Source organism: Mycobacterium innocens, from assembly GCF_900566055.1.
Taxonomy (GTDB): Bacteria; Actinomycetota; Actinomycetes; order Mycobacteriales; family Mycobacteriaceae; genus Mycobacterium; species Mycobacterium innocens.
Window position 1 is genome coordinate 1 of the sequence record NZ_UPHQ01000084.1, and the last position, 16,286, is coordinate 16,286.

Annotated in this window: 14 protein-coding genes and 2 pseudogenes; 7 read left to right on the top strand and 9 right to left on the bottom strand. The window is 66.8% G+C overall.

Features of this window, described 5'->3' with window-relative positions:
* A pseudogene (locus tag EET03_RS31315) lies at positions 1-1,461 on the top strand (PE family protein); the annotation flags it as partial.
* A 24-nt stretch (positions 1,462-1,485) separates the two neighbouring features.
* The gene (locus EET03_RS09840; RefSeq protein ID WP_099194096.1) at positions 1,486-2,289 is read left to right on the top strand and encodes an IclR family transcriptional regulator; all 804 of its coding nucleotides are present in this window, start codon (positions 1,486-1,488) and stop codon (positions 2,287-2,289) included.
* On the opposite strand, the gene phtC is transcribed toward EET03_RS09840, so the two are convergent.
* From phtC to EET03_RS09865, 5 genes and pseudogenes are all read right to left on the bottom strand, one after another.
* On the bottom strand, positions 2,277-3,002 hold the full coding sequence (gene phtC, locus EET03_RS09845; RefSeq protein ID WP_075544557.1) for a 3,4-dihydroxyphthalate decarboxylase: 726 nt from the start codon (positions 3,000-3,002) through the stop codon (positions 2,277-2,279). The genes EET03_RS09840 and phtC overlap by 13 nt on opposite strands.
* A complete protein-coding gene (gene hcaB, locus EET03_RS09850; protein WP_075544558.1) occupies positions 2,992-3,789 on the bottom strand; it encodes a 3-(cis-5,6-dihydroxycyclohexa-1,3-dien-1-yl)propanoate dehydrogenase in 798 nt (265 codons plus the stop codon). The genes phtC and hcaB overlap by 11 nt, the downstream gene beginning before the upstream one ends.
* Positions 3,773-4,024, bottom strand: a complete 252-nt coding sequence (locus EET03_RS09855; RefSeq protein WP_075544559.1) for a dihydrodiol dehydrogenase — start codon at positions 4,022-4,024, stop codon at positions 3,773-3,775. Before EET03_RS09855 ends, hcaB begins: the two co-directional genes overlap by 17 nt.
* Complete coding sequence (locus tag EET03_RS09860) at positions 4,021-4,548, bottom strand: 3-phenylpropionate/cinnamic acid dioxygenase subunit beta (protein ID WP_075544560.1); 528 nt, start codon at positions 4,546-4,548, stop codon at positions 4,021-4,023. Before EET03_RS09860 ends, EET03_RS09855 begins: the two co-directional genes overlap by 4 nt.
* Positions 4,545-5,899 (bottom strand): annotated as a pseudogene (locus EET03_RS09865) (Rieske 2Fe-2S domain-containing protein). Before EET03_RS09865 ends, EET03_RS09860 begins: the two are co-directional and overlap by 4 nt.
* Positions 5,900-6,208: 309 nt before the next feature.
* Between EET03_RS09865 and EET03_RS09870 the strand changes: the two are divergent.
* Together EET03_RS09870 and EET03_RS09875 are read left to right on the top strand one after the other, a co-directional pair.
* The gene (locus EET03_RS09870) at positions 6,209-7,120 is read left to right on the top strand and encodes a Rieske (2Fe-2S) protein (protein WP_075544561.1); all 912 of its coding nucleotides are present in this window, start codon (positions 6,209-6,211) and stop codon (positions 7,118-7,120) included.
* Complete coding sequence (locus EET03_RS09875; RefSeq protein ID WP_075544562.1) at positions 7,117-7,602, top strand: hemerythrin domain-containing protein; 486 nt, start codon at positions 7,117-7,119, stop codon at positions 7,600-7,602. The genes EET03_RS09870 and EET03_RS09875 overlap by 4 nt, the downstream gene beginning before the upstream one ends.
* A gap of 14 nt (positions 7,603-7,616) precedes the next feature.
* On the opposite strand, the gene EET03_RS09880 is transcribed toward EET03_RS09875, so the two are convergent.
* Positions 7,617-8,345, bottom strand: coding sequence for a class I SAM-dependent methyltransferase (locus EET03_RS09880; protein ID WP_075544563.1), 729 nt, complete (start codon positions 8,343-8,345; stop codon positions 7,617-7,619).
* 57 nt (positions 8,346-8,402) lie between these two features.
* Between EET03_RS09880 and pcaH the strand changes: the two genes are divergently transcribed.
* The 3 genes from pcaH to EET03_RS09895 are packed head-to-tail and all read left to right on the top strand — an operon-like array spanning position 8,403 to position 10,972.
* On the top strand, positions 8,403-9,167 hold the full coding sequence (pcaH, locus tag EET03_RS09885) for a protocatechuate 3,4-dioxygenase subunit beta (protein WP_075544564.1): 765 nt from the start codon (positions 8,403-8,405) through the stop codon (positions 9,165-9,167).
* A 3-nt stretch (positions 9,168-9,170) separates the two neighbouring features.
* Positions 9,171-9,746 carry a protocatechuate 3,4-dioxygenase subunit alpha gene (gene pcaG, locus EET03_RS09890; protein ID WP_063472592.1) on the top strand — a complete coding sequence of 192 codons (576 nt, stop codon included), beginning with the start codon at positions 9,171-9,173 and terminating at the stop codon, positions 9,744-9,746.
* Entirely contained in the window at positions 9,743-10,972 is a 1,230-nt protein-coding gene (locus EET03_RS09895) for a lyase family protein (protein ID WP_075544565.1), read from the top strand. Before pcaG ends, EET03_RS09895 begins: the two co-directional genes overlap by 4 nt.
* A 370-nt stretch (positions 10,973-11,342) precedes the next feature.
* Here EET03_RS09895 and EET03_RS32965 read toward each other — a convergent pair whose 3' ends face one another.
* Genes EET03_RS32965 through EET03_RS09910 form a run of 3 tightly spaced genes read right to left on the bottom strand, consistent with a single transcriptional unit; the run spans position 11,343 to position 15,556 of the window.
* Positions 11,343-11,636: a colicin immunity domain-containing protein gene (locus EET03_RS32965; protein WP_082274857.1), complete on the bottom strand. Its 294-nt coding sequence runs from the start codon at positions 11,634-11,636 to the stop codon at positions 11,343-11,345.
* On the bottom strand, positions 11,636-13,744 hold the full coding sequence (locus tag EET03_RS32360) for a colicin D domain-containing protein (protein WP_167470616.1): 2,109 nt from the start codon (positions 13,742-13,744) through the stop codon (positions 11,636-11,638). Before EET03_RS32360 ends, EET03_RS32965 begins: the two co-directional genes overlap by 1 nt.
* A gap of 48 nt (positions 13,745-13,792) precedes the next feature.
* A complete protein-coding gene (locus EET03_RS09910) occupies positions 13,793-15,556 on the bottom strand; it encodes a transposase (RefSeq protein WP_136625673.1) in 1,764 nt (587 codons plus the stop codon).
* Positions 15,557-16,286: the final 730 nt, after the last annotated feature.

A 16,286-nucleotide genomic window follows, 5' to 3' on the forward strand; every position in this document is an offset into this window, starting at 1 on the left:
GTCGGTGGTAACGGTGGCGCCGGCGGCACGTGGTTCGGCGACGGTGGCCACGGCGGGCAGGGCGGCCGCGCCGTCGCGGGCATCCTGGGCGGCCTTCCCGGACAGGGCGGTAACGGGGGCAACGCCAACTGGTTCGGCAACGGTGGCAACGGCGGGCAGGGCGGCACCGGTCTGATCGGAGCGAATGGGGTCAACCCGCCGCCGAGCGGCACGGCCGGTACTGGTTCCACCCCCAGCACCGTTACGCTCACGAATTCCGGCACCATCGGTGCAACCGTCAACCTCAACGCGACGAACGGCGGTACCGGCGACACCGGTGTCGCCGGTCAAACCGGCGGCACCGGGGGCACCGGCGGCGCCACAAGCGTGATCAACAACGCCGGCGGCTCGATCACGGGCACCGTCAACATGAACTCTGGCGGCGGCGGCAATGGCGGCACCGCCGGTGCCGGCGGGAACGGCGGCGCGGGCGGGGCCGGCGGGAATGCCACGGTCACGAACAACGGCTCGATCACAGGATCCGTCAATGCCACCGGCGGGGCCGGAGGCGGTGGCAACACTGGTAGCGCCAGCGGCGGTGACGGTGGCGGCGGCGGCATGGGCGGCCTGGGTCAAACCGCGGGCAATGGTGCCGCAAAAGGCGGCGCCGGCGGTCAAGGCGGTGCGGCGAGCACGGCCCTGGGCGCAACCGGCGGCAACGGCGGTACCGGCGGCGTGGGCGGCAACGGCGGACATGGCGGGATGTTCATCGGCAACGGCGGCGCCGGAGGCGCCGGAGGGACCGGTGGCACGGGTGGGATCGGCGCCGCCGGCTTCGCCGGCGGTGACGGCGGCGCCGGCGGCCAGGGCCTCAACAACGGCACGGGCACGGCGACCGGCGGCAACGGCGGCCTCGGCGGAGTCGGCGGCATTGCTGGCCCGGGCGGGACGGGTGGTACCGGGGGCGTCGGCGGCAACGGCGGCGGCGCCGGGTTCATCGGCATCGGCGGCGCCGGCGGCGCCGGTGGCGCAGGTGGTTTCGGCGGGATCGGCGGCATCGGCGGCGCCGGCGGCGATGGCGGTTTCGGCGGGGCAGGCACCACCACGAGCACCGCGGCTACGTTTGGGGGTACCGGTAACAACGGCGCCCTCGGCGGCAACGGCGGCACCGGCGGCGCCGGAGGGGCCGGTGGTACGACCGGCGGCAGCGGGGGAGCCGGCGGCGTGATCGGTTGGGCCGGCGCCAACGGCGGTACGGGTGTCGGCGGCACCGGTGGCAACGGCGGTCAGGGCGGCGCCGGCGGCAATGGCGGCAACGGTGGAAATGCGTCGACGGGTGGCACCGTAGGCCAAGGCGGCAATCTGGCGCTGGGCGGGCAAGGCGGCCAAGGTGGTGCGGCCGGTGGTCCGGGCGGCAACTCCGGGTTCACCGGCAACTTGGGTGTGCCCGGCAGCAACGGTTTGCCCGGGACGATTGTGTGACGGTGCGCTGATAACGTCACTGTCATGCCGACGAAAAGGCAGCGCACGACGGGCATGCCGGCCGCCGATTCGTTTGTGCCGCAATACCCGATCGAATCGGTCGACAATGCGCTGAAGCTGCTGTTGCTGCTCGGTGAACGCCCCGAGATCCGGTTGAGTGAGGCGACCCGGTATCTGGGTGTGGCGTCGTCCACCGCGCACCGGCTGCTGGCGATGCTGACCTATCGGGGCTTCGTGCGCCAAGACCCGGTATCGAAGGCGTACCTGCCTGGTCCGGCGTTGACCAGCGTGGCGTTTTCCATCTTCAGCCGTATCGATATCCAGGGAGCCGCCATGCCCATCATGCGCGGTCTCAGCGAGCGTTTGCGAGAAACGATTCACGTCGGCATGCTGGACGGAGCCAGCGTTCGGTTCGTGGCCGCAGTCGAAGGTCCGGCGGCGGTAAGGGTGGCTTCCCGGCTGGGCCGTACGATGCCGGCGCATTGCACGTCGACGGGCAAGGTGCTGCTGGCCCAACTCCCGGAACCTGAACTACGACAACTACTTCCACATGAGGTACTGCAGCGCATCACCGACCATTCGATCGGCAGCCGCACCCAGCTGGAGGCCGAGCTTTCCCGCATCCGCGAATCGGGTTATGCCGTCAACCGCGAGGAGAGTGAGGAGGGCGTGGTGTCGGTTGCGGTACCGATTCCCACCAAGGCACCAGGTTTGCGGCTTGCGCTCAACGCCGCGGCTCCGCACCATCGGCTGGACAAGTCCCAGTACTCCTCGTTCGCCGCAGTACTTGCCAAAGCGGCAAAACAGATTGGCGATCAGCTAGCCTGAACACCCAACCGGGCGACCTCGTGTCGCCAGGCCGCCTCGACGTTGAATCCAGATCCCAAGTCCGGCAAGTCATCCCAGTCGGCGTCGTCGATGTCGCGCAGAGCGCCGGCGACAGCCCTGACCCGCAACGACATTCGGGCCAGCGCGTCGAGGCTGATCGCCTGCAGCACGGCCTGCTCGACACTGGCGGCCGCGCTGGTGATTCCGTGTCCGCGGCAGATCACCACCGGCCGACCGCGCATGGCGGCCACCATCTCCTTGCCCAGCTGTGCGGAGCGGATCAGCACGGCGCGTTCGTAGACGGGCACGCCGCCGCGCGCGAGCCGCGCGCCGGGAATGTCGTAGGCGCCGTAGATCGGCCGCAGCGTGATGCCGGCCAGGTCGGCGGCGACGACGGCCGGAGGGTGTAAGTGCGCGACTGCCCGATATGCCGGGTTTGCCAGCATGGTCTCGACGTGAATGGATAGTTCGTTGGGGACCCGGTATCCGTCGAGTTCGCCTGCGGCACCAGCGGTTCCGTCTAACCGGACATGCCGGATGTCGTTGGGCCGGGTGAATGCCATCCCGGTGTCGGTATCGCTGCGGCACCGGATCAGCAACCTATCGTCGTCGATTCGCAAACTCAGGTGGCCGAGGATGCCGTCAGCCAGGCCGCGCGCCGCGGCCACCCGGCAGCCCAGGGCCAGCAGAGTGCGCTGCGGGTCAAGCGTCATGGCGGTCCCGCAAGCCGAATCCGCCGTCGGGGTGGATGGTTTCACCGGTGATGCCGCGGGAGCGGTCGGAGGCCAGGAACACGAAACTCCACGCATGGTCGTGCCCAGTGAGTGCGACGTTGAGCGGCACTCGCGCGGCCAAATCGCTTGCCCTGTCGGGAGAGTCGAGGCGCACGCCATCCAGCCCCAGGCTGGCGAGACCGCGCAGGTCGGTGTCCAGCGTGCCGCCCGGTGCCACCCCGTTGACCCGAATCCGCGGCGCTAATTCGTATGCCAGCGAGGCAACCAGCCCGCGCACGGCGAACTTCGACGACACGTACAGCACCCCGCCGCGTCCGGGGTAGAACGACGATGTCGACTCGGTCAGCACAATCGAGGACCCGGTTTGGGCCTGCAACGCCGACACCGCGGCCTTCACCGACTGCAGCTGGCTCAGCACATTGGTGCGAAACATCTCGTCGAAGGCCGCCGCAAGGACGTCGGCGTCGATATCGTCGACACCCTGATAGAAGTCGAAGACGCCGACGCAGTTGACCAGAGTGTCGAGACCGCCGAACGCGTCCACGGCCGTCGTGACCGCACGGTCATTGGCCGCCCGGGTGGTGGCGTCACCCTCGACCACCGGCACGTCTGGAAGTTCCTGACGCAACCTCGCGCACTTTCCGCTATCGAGTTCCAGCACAGCGACTTTCGCGCCATCGGTACGAAATGCGTCGACGACGGCGCGGCCGATTCCCGAGCCGGCGCCCACCACGAGCGCGCGCTTGCCGTCAAGCCAGCCCGTCATCGCATCCCTCCGGCTCGTCGGGCAGCAATGGAGCGCGGGACTTGCCGACCATGGCCGCCAGCGTACGGGGGTTCTGCCAGGCGAGCGCCTCCACTTCGAGCGCGTCCAGACTGATCGACTGTCCGGTTCTGGGTGCGGTGATCAGCAGTCGGGAGCCGTTGCGCGTGTCGACGCGCTGAACCACGACCTCGGTGAATTCGTTTGCCACGGTGATGGGCTCACCGACGGGATTCACAGGAACACCGCCAGGTTCTGCATTCGTAACACCGACTCGTCGGCAATAATGGTGCGACGGGCCAACTTCCAGGTGTTTTCCGGATTCTCACACCAGCGCAGCACATCCTTACGACCGCAGGACAACAACGCGCTTTCGTTGACGTCGCCGCGACTGCGGAACAGCAACTCGGCCGATTCGACGATCACATGCTCGGAGTCTGCGCCGGCGAAGGTGCGCACGTTGGTGATGAAATGCCGCAGCCGCGACGGGGGATCCTCGGTCCAGGCGTGCTCGGTGGCAAAACGCGCCACCCGTTGAGTGAGCGAGTACTTGTCCTCGTCGAAATGAGCCATCCCCGGTGAGGTGTCGAACCCGGCGCCACGGGCGGTGGTGACGCGCACCGGCATGACGTAACGAATGTCGTCGGTCATGGTGTCCAGCCATTCCTCATACCGCTGGGCGTCCAGCAGATAGGCCTCGTCCACCAGGAACCGGTGTGCCTGGAGATGACGAATATCGTTGAACGGCAGGGAGTTTCTCATGACAGGTACGCGGCCCAAAGCTTGAGCAGCTCGCGCTGGTTGTACTCGTTGTAGCCGACCTGAGCGCATCCCGGGCCGTGAAAAGCCTCGGCCGGCAGCGCCTCGACGACGGGCCGGTCGTCGGACAGCAGGCCCATCCGGCTGTTCAGCAGCAGCCGACGTGCCATCGTCCCGCCGGCGGTGGTGGTCAGCGAGACCCAGTTCTCCACGTCGTCCTGCTCGAACATGCCGGTCGACCCGAAGCACATCAAATAGGCCCGGTAGGAGGCTTGCTTGTACTGCGCGGGCGCGGCGGCGTCCACCGCGAACCATGAGCACACCTCGGTTTCGTTCTCGCTGATGGGCTGCCACTGGCGGATCGAGATGAAGGGCAGCACCTCTTCATTCCCGGGATCGCCGCCCGGCAGCTTGGGCCAGTTGTGTACGAAACTCAGGTTGGGAAAGCAGGTGGCGGCCGAGAACATGAAGCCATCGTCGCCGATGACCCGCTGTTGCCGGTTCGTCCAGACGCCTTTCATCCGGTCGATCATGTCGTCGGGGTAGCCGACATAGCGCATGCGTTCTTCGAAGCTGCCGGGCGGAAGTTTGTAGGTGGTTCCGCCCCCGCGATGTGCCCAGTAGGTGGCGCCGTCCTTGCGCTTGTGCGCCTTGGGCTCGCAGAACAACCCGATCTCGACGATCGAGGCATGGGTGTGTGGGGTGTGGTACATGTCGCCGGCGAAATTCTCGGCGCCGATCTTCCAGTTGGCCTTGATCCGCCAGCGCTGTGGTCCGCGCACCTCCAACCCACCGGCGCTCTGCTTGGTGTAGTAGTCCAGGTAGAACCGGAAGTCGCCGAGGTAGTCCTCGAGCTGTTCGGCGCGCGCGTCCAAGCTGACGAAGATCAAACCGTTGTAGCTGGCTAAATTCGGTGCGGGTAATAGGGTTTGGCCCTTCGGAAACCCCGCGTCGCCGCCGTACGCCTCCCGATGGAACGGCAGCCCGGGAGCCGGCCGTCGTTGCGGTATGTCCAGCCGTGGTAGGGGCAGCGGAAATTGGAGGCATTGCCCATCTCCGCGCGGCACAGCTGCATGCCGCGGTGCAGGCACATATTGAACATCGCGCGCACCGCGCCATCGGAGTCGCGGGCGATGATGAACGAATCGTCGAGCACCCGGCGCACGACGTAGTCGCCCTCCTGCGGGATCTCCGATTCGTGGGCCATGAACATCCACGTGCGGCCGAACAGCCGCTCCTTTTCCAAGTCGAACAGCTCTTTGTCGTTGTAGATGTGGGCGGGAATCATCCCCCGGCGCACGGCGCCGGTAACACCGTGGAGGGCAGCACCGTGATCGGCCAATCCCAACCCCATCTCACATACTCTGTATTACAGAACTCTATTCTGGTTACCAGAATCCCTGAGGACGCTGCGGCGGTCAATCGGTGTCGACGGTGTCAGCGACCGCACAGGAGGCCCGAGGCTGATTCACAGCCACTTCACACTTGTCAAAGCGTTGTGGAGATGTGCCGCGTGGACACGTTGGTAGCTGGTGTGTGCGGGGGCGGGTTCGCTTGATGCGCGTCACCGTCTGGCTGAGTCTGTCTGAGTCTCTCAATGGGGAAGGACTGGCGTCATGTGCAGCGGCCTCGAGATCGGCAGCCGCATTAATTCGGATCGCCGATGCTGGCCGCAATTGGGCGCCAAGAGTGGCTGGATCGGCCCAGCTATCGACTGGAGCACCTGATCAGCTTCGGTGTCAACGCGCTGGGCGGGGCACGCGACCGCGTCACCAACGCCTTGAACGGCGTATGGCTGGGGCACCCGGTGCATCCACCGCTGACCTCGTTTGCCAGTGGAGCGCTCGGCACCACGGTGGCGCTGGACGCCCTCAGCGTGCTGCCCGGCCGGCCTGCCTCGGAGGTGCTGGACGCATCACGGTTTGCTAGCCGCGCACTGGGGTTGGGCATTGCGGCGAGCGTCGGCTCGGCTGTCACCGGGATTGCCGACTGGCAGCACACCCACGAAGAGGACCGCCGGGTGGGCCTGGTGCACGGTTTGGTGAACACGGCTGCGACCGCCCTGTACGTGATGTCGTGGGTGGACCGCCGCCGCGGCCACCACCTTCGCGGGATCGCAGCCAGCGCGCTGGGCTACGCCATCACCGTCGGCGGCGCCTACCTCGGCGGGGCGCTGGTGTTCGAGTCCGGCATCGGGATCGACCAATCGGGTGGGCGGCTGCGCACCAAAGAGTGGACACCGGTATTGCCCGCGAGCTCGTTGAACGGCAAGCCGGTTCGCGTCGAGGTCGACGGAGTGGGGCTGGTGGTGTGTCAAACCAAGCCGGGCGAGGTGTCGGCGTTCGGTGAGTTCTGCCCGCACCTGGCCGCACCGATGGCCGACGGCTGGATCGATCGCAGCCGGCTGGTGTGCCCGTGGCACGGCTCGCGGTTCGCGCTGGAGTCCGGTGAGGTGTTGCGCGGGCCGTCGGCGGCTCCGCTGCCCTGTTATGAGGCCCGGCTGGTCGACGGAATGGTGGAAGTGCTTGGCGACGGCCATGAAGGTCTCCCCGCGTCGGAAGGGATTGCGAAGTGAACGCTTACGAAGTGCTCAAAGAACACCACGTGGTGATCAAGGGGCTCGGCCGCAAGATCAGCGAGGCGCCGGTGAACAGCGAAGAGCGCCATACGCTGTTCGACGAGTTGCTGATCGAGCTGGACATTCACTTCCGCATCGAGGACGACCTCTATTACCCGGCGCTGTCAGCGGCCACCAAGCTGATCGGGGTGGCTCACGCCCAGCATCGTCAGGTGATCGACCAACTTTCGGTACTGTTGCGCACGCCCCGGAGCGCACCCGGGTACGAAGACGAATGGAACTCCTTCAAGACCGTCCTCGAAGCACACGCCGACGAAGAGGAACGCGACATGATCCCCGCTCCTCCCGAGGTGAAGATCACCGACGCCGAACTCGAGGAACTGGGCGAGAAGATGGCCGCACGCATGGAGCAATACCGCGGATCTGCCCTGTACAAGCTCCGTACCAAGGGCAGGGCCGCGCTGGTCCGAAGCCTGTAGCGTCGCCCAGCCGATTACCGGCGGCCGATTCCGGCCATCATGATCGGGGTGAAGACGCGGATGTCCTCGCCGAAGCGTGCCGCGGCCACATCGGCGTCCTCGGGGGAAATGAGCCCCGCATCGACGACGGCGTCGCGCAGGCTCTCGAAGGACAACCTGAAGAAGTCGAAACCCGGCGTGGCGGAATCGATTACCCGAGCACGGCCGTCACCGCGGACCTCGGTGAGCCCGGCGGCGGCCAGGTCGGCGACGACCTGGCGGCCGTAATGCGGTTCGAAGCCGGACCGCTGCATGAAGGACAGGATCGCCTCGGTTACCCGGTCGAGTTCTGCGCCAGCCCCCTCAAAGCCGAAGGCGGTCCAGTCGTAGTCCTCGATGACCATCCATCCGCCGGGCCGTAGCGCCGCGGCCAGCCGGCCGATGATCTGCCGGCGGTCCGGCAGGTGTTCCAGCACCAGCCGGGAATGCACCAAGTCGAACTCACCCTGGGGAAGCTCGTCGGTCCTGATGTCGAGGCGGCGGACGTCGATCGTGTCGCCGGCCAGCGGGTCGATGAAGCGGGTATCGATGTCGACGGCTACCACCGCGGCACCGCGGCCGCTCATCCACTGCAGCAGCGAGCCGCCGCCGATACCGAGGTCGTCCAACAAGGCTTCCGTCCCCGGGTCCCACAGGCTTTCGATGCCGGCCAACCGGGTCCGTTCCTGTGAGAATCCCTGGTCGTAGACGTAGTCACGCGGCATGGCGGTAACGCTAGCCCCGTAGGTCCGGGGTGCCTATTGCGAGTAGCCTCACGCTTCGTGAATGCCGCACCGCAGCGCATCGCGTCCCAAGCCGACATCACGTCGGAAATCAATGCCATCGCAGCCGAATACCAGCGCGCCGGCGGGGCAGAGACCCAGCCCCGCCTTGACTATCCGCCGTATCGCAGCAGTGTGCTGCGCCATCCCGAACGCGCCCTGCTGTCCGTCGACCCCGAGGGGGTCGAGCGCCGGGTGCCGTGCTTCGGCGAGCGGGATGTCGGGCCGCTCGATGCCGACCTAACGGCAGGTCATCCCGGCGAACCGATCGGGGAGCGCTGCATCGTGGCAGGCCGGGTCCTCGACGGAGGCGGCAGACCGGTGGCCGGCCAGCTGGTGGAGATCTGGCAAGCCAACGCCGGCGGCCGCTATCGCCACCACGGCGACCAGCATCCCGCCCCGCTGGACCCCAATTTCACCGGCGTCGGCCGCTGCCTGAACGGTCCCGACGGCTCATACCGTTTTGTCACCATCAAGCCCGGCCCCTATCCGTGGCGCAACCATCACAACGCCTGGCGGCCCGCGCACATTCACTTCTCGGTCTTCGGGACGGCGTTCAGCCAACGCCTGGTCACCCAGATGTACTTCCCGGGCGATCCGTTCCTGGGATTGGATCCGATCTTCCAGTCGATCATGGAACCCGTTGTCCGCCAACGGTTGCTGGCTACCTACGACCATGGCCTCACCGAGCCCGAGTACGCGACCGGCTACCGGTGGGACATCGTGGTGTCGGGCAGCTGCCGGACCTGGACCGAGGACCGCTAAGCGATGGCTGAATTGGCCTGCACCCCAGGGCAAACCGTCGGGCCGTTCTTCGGCATCGCGTTGTCGTATCCCGGCGACAGCCAGCTGGTCGCCGATGAGCATCCCGACGCTATCCGGTTACACGGCACGGTCTACGACGGCGCCGGCGCCGGCGTTCCCGACGCCCTGCTCGAACTCTGGCAGGCCGACGGTGACGGTCGCATTCCACGACAGGCCGGCTCGTTACGGCGTGCGGGTGCCGGGTTGGCTGAGTTCACCGGATTCGGCCGGGCCGCGACCGACGCGGACGGACATTACCGGTTCACCACCGTGGCACCCGGCTCGGTCGACGGCCGGGCGCCGTTTTTCGCGATCGCCGTCTTCGCCCGGGGCTTGTTGCACCGGCTGTTCACCCGCGCCTACCTGCCGTCTCCTGATCTGGAGGGTGATCAGCTGTTGGCCCGAGTCGACACACCGCGGCGCGCCACGCTGCTGTGCGTCGACGAAAATGATTCGGGCCGTGTCGGATACCGTTTCGACATCCACCTGCAGGGCCCTTCCGAAACCGTGTTCCTGACGTACCGAGACGACATGCGATGACCAACCTGTTGTGGCCCGGCGACCAGCGGGCCGGCGACTACCTGAGCGACGAGTCGCTGCTGCGGTCGATGGTGGCGGTGGAATCCGCCTGGCTGGGGGCACTGGCCGACGCCGGACTGGCGCCCATCGACCGGGCCGGGGCGGACCTGTGGCACCTGGTGGGCGAGCACGACTGCGAGCTGCTTGCGGTCACCGCCGAGGACGGCGGGAACCCGGTCATCGGGTTGGTGTCGCTGCTACGAGATCGCGCCCTGCCGGTCGTTGCGCCGTGGATCCACCGCGGACTGACCAGCCAGGACGTCCTCGACACCAGCCTGATGCTGGGAATGCGTTCCGTCGCCGACCACTTGATAACGCAATTGGCGCAACAGATTACGACGCTGTCGGCGCTGGCCAGGACGCATCGGGGCACACCGATGGTGGCCCGCACCCTGACCCAGCACGCGGCGCCCACCACGTTTGGCGCCAAGGCCGCGGTCTGGCTCAACGGCGTCGTCGACGCCTATCGGCGGCTCGGTGCACTGGTCACCCCGGCTCAGTTCGGCGGCGCTGTCGGAACCTGGTCGGCCACGACCGAATTGGCCTCTCTGCTCACCGCCACGACGGAGCCGGCGGAATTGGCGGAGCGTGTGGTACGCAGCGCCGCAACCACTTTGGGGCTTCGGGTGCGGTCACCGTGGCACACCACGCGGACGCCGGTCACCACCGCCGGTGACGCTCTGGTCGGGTGCACCGACTGCTGGGGGCGGATCGCCGCCGACGTCGTCACTTTGGTTCGTCCCGAGATCGCCGAACTGGGGGAGCCCGTCGGTGGACCGCGCGGCATGTCCTCGTCGATGCCGCATAAGCGTAATCCGATGCTGTCCATCCTGATTCGCCGGGCCGCAGTGGCCGCGCCGCATTTGGCCGCCACCCTGCACACCGCCGCGGCACTGGCCAACGACGAACGTCCCGATGGCTCTTGGCACGTCGAATGGGACACCCTGCGTACCCTGGCCCGGCGTACCGTGGTCGCGGGCTCCCAATGCGGCGAACTGCTGGCCGGGCTGCAGATACACGCCGCCCAGATGGCCCAGACACTCAGCACGGCAGATGTTCTGGGGGAGCAACGGGCGATCGCCGATTTGGCCGGAACGGAAGCTTCGGCTACCTATCTCGGAGCCGTCGACCGGTTGATCGACCAGAGCCTGCAGCGGGCCGAGCGGGCGTTGCGCGGTGGTTCGTGAAGCCGGCCCCGAGTCCCCCGGCGCACCGTCCAATTGGTGGTTCTTGCAGATGGTCGCCTCAATGCGCTGGCGATCAGGGTGGTCGGTACCCCCGAGTGTCGCGGAGTGCTGCCCCGGCTTTCGCGTGGGTCGGGCACCGAGACCAGAACCTCCGGGCGAGTCGGGTTATCGGATTCCCGCTCAGGTCGGACCTTTTGGGCGGGCGGGTGGTCCCGCCTCCCGTTCAGCCCCGCCACCAGGAACCCTGGAGTTGTTGCCGACGCGGGATTGGACGCGCGAAACGTGTTGCGTTGCCACACAATCTGCGTCATTTGCGAAAAAAAGCATGGAAGAACGTCCCGATCTGGCGCGTGAAACCTTCTAGGTGGTGCTAGACCTCGTACAGCTTTCGGTAGGCTTCACGCGCACAAGTTCGCAACTGTTCATCATCTAAACCGCCCGCCCTCTCCCGTAACCCGGGATCCGCGGTGTAGTCGTCGACATCGGCGAATAATCTGTCGAGTATCTTGAATTCCGTGCCAGGAACTTGATCTCCGTCGTTCTTGAATACCATAAAGTACAATGATTGAAACTCTGGAGCTGTTATCTCACGATTGATGAATCTAAATATCGGGTCTCGATATTTTGCAATCATACGCTCAACCGATGCACTGTCGCGAAACATCAATCGCCGCCCAACTTCCCCTCGTTCAGCACATATGCAGCTTGTTCAGAACTTAATCTCCAGCCCGATATAGATCTTCCATCCGGAGTCTGAATGACACACAATCCGGACTTCGGATTATAGTTTATTATAGCAGGCTGACCACGGTAGGTGCCCTGGATATGCATGGTAGCAGGATCATTTACTACTTGTTTCACAGCTCGGTCGAACACGTCGAATCCGGCGCGCCCGCGGGAATCTGTCACGCCAAAATCTTTTGCATGATAATACTTGCGTTCGATTTGACCAAGGTCGGTCTGCAATGGGATTTCGTCGACAGTTTGCGGGCCAGTTCCCGTCTTGGGCGGTCCTTGCCTTGGTTGTTGTGGTGCGGGTTGTGTCCAGTATGGGATGTCGGCGGGTTTGGCGTCGTTGGCGGGCGTGTATTGTGCGTTGGCCGCATCTAATTGGCGCTCGAGCTGGGCCTTCAGGGTGTTGTAATACCAGGCTTCTTGGTTATAAGCCTGAACCGCGTTCCAATCGGAAGGGTTGGGCGGATTTAGATTGTGGTGGTCGATGTCGCTTGTCAACTTGTTGTAGGCGTCTCGCGTCGCTTGCAGCGATGGCGGTGGCGGTGGGCTGGCCCAGGGCGGAATGGGGGGCTGCCCAAGCGGTGGTTTGCCCGGCGGCGGAGACGGTGGCGGCGGAATCGGTGGTTGCGGAGCAAGCGGTGGCAGCATTGGTGGCGCTTGGGGTGCCGGGCCCGCTCCTTGGTCCAGCATCTGGGCGCCGGGGCTCCCGGAGCCGTTAGGACCGTCGCTACCGGTGGAGGGACCGGGTGCGTCGCCAGGTGGTGTAGCCGGGTGGGGCGGCGATGGTGGGGATGCCGGAGGTTGGGGTGGGGAGTTGAGGGTGTGGGCGGTGTCGCCGGGGTCGAGTAGGGGCGAGGGTGAGGACGGGCCGCTGGGTCGGGGTGGCTGTGGGTGGACGTAGGCCAACGGCTGCACCGTCGAGCGGGGCCCGGCGGTGACCGGACTGTGCAACGTAGCGGTGGTGAGCATGCCGGCGGGTGCGCCGATACCGGGTCGCTTCACCGCTGGCGGGCTGAAACCGTCACCGGTGGGCCGAATGTAGCTGGTTGCTCCCGCACCGGGATAGCCGCTGACCGCACCAGCTGACCCCGGGTGTGATCCCGTCGGCGGGGTCAGGGTGCCAGCGCGGGTCTGCAGCGCCTCCGCGAGTTGCGACGAGGCCAGCCCATCGCCGCCGGGGGTGGGCGCTGTCGGCGCGGCAAGCGGCCCGGCCGGCGAGCGCGGCGCGAACATCCCCACCGGGGCGCGCGGCACCCCAGTCGTGTGGCCAGGGGGTTGGGTGCCCGCCAACGCGGCGGTATTCGGTGGTGTTGGCGGTGAATCCGGTGCGCTGGCTGATGGGGCTGCACGTTGTATCGCCGCGGCAGCGGCCTGTGGGGCGGCCATCGCCGGGGGGATGACTGCGTGGGTGGCTTGCTCGCTGGCCTGCAGGGTTGTCCCGGCCGCGCTGAGGGCCGCGGTTTCGGTCAGCCCCGCCGCTACGGCAGTCGGTTTGCCCCCGGACACCGCTGGCGGAAACGGCACCATGATCGCCGTCGCGGCCGCGCGCAACGCGGCCCCGTAGGCCGCGCCCGCAGCCGCGTTGCGGGGCCACATCTGCCCGTAGTACTCCAGGTTCAATGCCGCGATCTGCGGGGTCAATGCCCCCCACACCAGCGGGTTGAGCTGCTGGGCGGTGGCCTCATCGCGTCGATTGGCCTCTGCCTGCTGCGCGGTGACCATCGAGGCCACCGCGCTTTGATGGGCACCGGCCGCCGCCGCGACATGGGATGCCTTCTCCAGCAGCGCCGCTGCCAGCAGCTCATGCTGGGTATCCAACGCGGCCTGGGCGACCGCCGAAGCCGAAGCCCCCGCTCCGCGCCAGGTGGTGCCATAGGTGGCTGCCGCATTGGCTGTCGAGGCCGCCACCACCGCCTGCACCTGCGCCGCCTGCGCGCTCAAGGTTTCGGCATAGGCCAACGTCGGGGCCGGACCAGACCCCGAGGCCAACGCCGTGTAGTTGACCTCCGGGCTAAACGCCGACCAGGGATGCACCACCACAACCCGCTAACGCGGATTTCCACGCAGGAGGTTCGACGCAACTTTTCAGCTGAATTCGAAGCGTAGGGTTCGGTTTCCCCACCAGGGGACTCGGGTGTGGTGAGGGAGGTCGGCTTGCCGTAGGACGGGGCTGTAGGCGCGCCGGTCGAGGCGGACGGTGATGGTGTCGCCGCTGGTGGTGATCTGGCCGGGGGTTTCGAGGAAGCGGCGTTGAACCACGTCGGGGGTGACGGTGGCGTAGCCGGGCAGGCGGGCGCGCAGCGCGGCGGTGAGGGCTTGGGCGAGCACGCAGAGCATGATGTCGAGGTCGGCGTTGAGGTTGACCGCCGAGGAGAGCGCGTCGGCGTGGAAGGCTTGGATGATCTCGGCGAGGCGCTGTTCGATGGTCATCCGCCGCGCGTAGTGCTCGATGAGCGCCTTGGCCGTGAGGTCGTGGTCGTTGGTGATCAGGACAGTCGGTGCGTCGCGGCCGAGCCCGGTGACGACGAGTTGGCGCACGGTGCCGGGGTAGCCGGTGAGCCGAATTCCGGTGGCCTCGTGCACTTTCGGCCGGTTGTGCCGACCGGGCCGGTCGAGGGTGATGGTGTTGAAATCGGTGCCGGTGAGCGCGTCGATCTGCTTCATCAGCGCGGCCGAGCGCATGCGCAGGGTGAAAAAGGTGACGCCGCGGTCGTCGAGTTCGCCGAGCACGGCATGGGTGGTGACCTTCTGATCGATGATCAGCATGCGGGGATCGTTGCCGGAGGCGGCTTTCCAGTGGTTGCAGAACGCGATCACCTCGCGCGCCTGGCCGGCTTTGGAAACGTCGGCGTTGGCGTAGACCAGGTTGTGGGTGCCGGTGTCCTGGGCGAAGAAGGTGAGCACGGAGCGGGCGCGTTGGGATCGGGTGGGCACGTAGTGCTTTTCTAGGGCGGGGTCGTGGCCCCAATGCATGACGGCGTGAAAGTCCAGGTCGAAGATCGCGTTCTCGGCGGTGGCGAGCCCGGCGTGGATCATCTGCTGGTCGAGGGCGGCCAGGAAGCGGCGCTGGTGATCGTGGCCGGTGCGGTAGGAGTAGTCGGTGAGCGCGGACTTCTTCGGCAGGATGCCAAGCCCGGCGAACAGGGATGCGGCCGGATCGGCCAGCAGCAGGTCATCGACGTGGGACACGCGGCGGGTGCGGGTCAGTTTCAGCGCCAGCAGCGACAGCAGCCAGGAGATCGCCGGCACCACCCGGGTGCCGGGATAGCCGGCCTTGCCGATCAGCTCGGGCAGGCCCAGCGCGACCAGATCCGGAATGAGCAGCAGCAGCCCGGCCTTGCCGGTTTCCACGGTGGCGGGCCAGGATTCGAAGTCCAGCCGCGCGGCGCGGGGCAGTCGGGTGTCGCGTCCGGGGGTGGCCGGGCTGGTGCTGGCCACCGGCTCGGGGTGGCGCAACAGCCGCCCGAAGCCTTCCTCGGCGAGGATTTCGCCGACACTGGTGCGGTTCAGCGGGGTGCCCTCGCTGGCCAGCCGCGCGGAGATCTCGTAGGTGGACAGGCCCTCGCGGCGCAGCTCGATCACCCGGGCGCGGACGCGCTGCTTGGCCGGCGCGGTGCCCGGCGCGGGGCCGGGCTTGCGGGGCGGGGCGAACAATTCCAGCTTCCCGGCCCGGTAGTCGCGCACCAGGTTGATCATTGCCCAGCGGGTGTAGCCGAACCGCTCGCCGGCCTCGGCGTAGGACAGGCCGTCGACGAAGAACGCGCGCAGCGCCTCGTAGCGGCGGTGGTTTAGCTGCTCCGGCGTGGTGAACGCCCGCACCTCCCGCTGTTGTGGCGATCTGGCTGGCACACGACAATTTTACCCGTTCTACTTGGCACGCCGATACGGCGACACGCCGATACGGAAAGTCTTGAGCTGCAGCGACTTCGCCGTATCACGGGATGATTCTTCAGTCATTCTCCCGAAGATCTCATCACGCTGACGATCAGGATATCCCTAGAATGACAGGTAGATAACCACAATAACTCTCGGCAAGGCCGCACCGAGACAACAAACAAACCGCAGGTCAGGGCCTTCGCCCAGGCGCCGGCAGTTGCGCCGAACCAACTACCCGGAAATCCGCGCTAACCGCTACCGGGTCAGGGCCGCCGCGCGCATCGCCTCACCAACCACCGCCATTGTCGCGCCGGCCACCGATCAGGCATCAGAAAACACCCCGCGCCCCGCGGCATGCTCACCAGCGATGCCCTCAAACGCCGCCCCACAGCCGGCTGCACCGCAAACACCATCACCGAAAACCCCCGACCCACTGCGCGCAGACAACCACCCGCCAACCCTACCGGGGCTGCGCCCCAACCTGTGGAACCGTGCCAGCGGTGGGCTGCTGAGTTGGGGGCTCCGGCTGGGACGTAATCGGTGGCATGCTGATGCCACCAGAATGTGTGACCGCTGCTGTGAGCGGTTGAGGGACCCGGGATTTGGGTCCTCGTCCCGAACCGGAGCCTGTAATGACGCTACCCCGCACCGCCGCCGATGTCTTGTCCGAGCATGTGGTGTTCGAGTTGGAGTCAATCGATCG

Excerpts from the sequence above, each read along its gene's own strand:
- EET03_RS09840 (WP_099194096.1), top strand. The coding sequence starts at position 1,486 with ATGCCGACGAAAAGGCAGCGCACGACGGGCATGCCGGCCGCCGATTCG.
- phtC (WP_075544557.1), bottom strand. The coding sequence starts at position 3,002 with ATGACGCTTGACCCGCAGCGCACTCTGCTGGCCCTGGGCTGCCGGGTG.
- hcaB (WP_075544558.1), bottom strand. The coding sequence starts at position 3,789 with ATGACGGGCTGGCTTGACGGCAAGCGCGCGCTCGTGGTGGGCGCCGGC.
- EET03_RS09860 (WP_075544560.1), bottom strand. The coding sequence starts at position 4,548 with ATGAGAAACTCCCTGCCGTTCAACGATATTCGTCATCTCCAGGCACAC.
- EET03_RS09870 (WP_075544561.1), top strand. The coding sequence starts at position 6,209 with ATGCTGGCCGCAATTGGGCGCCAAGAGTGGCTGGATCGGCCCAGCTAT.
- EET03_RS09880 (WP_075544563.1), bottom strand. The coding sequence starts at position 8,345 with ATGCCGCGTGACTACGTCTACGACCAGGGATTCTCACAGGAACGGACC.
- pcaG (WP_063472592.1), top strand. The coding sequence starts at position 9,171 with ATGGCTGAATTGGCCTGCACCCCAGGGCAAACCGTCGGGCCGTTCTTC.
- EET03_RS09895 (WP_075544565.1), top strand. The coding sequence starts at position 9,743 with ATGACCAACCTGTTGTGGCCCGGCGACCAGCGGGCCGGCGACTACCTG.
- EET03_RS32965 (WP_082274857.1), bottom strand. The coding sequence starts at position 11,636 with ATGTTTCGCGACAGTGCATCGGTTGAGCGTATGATTGCAAAATATCGA.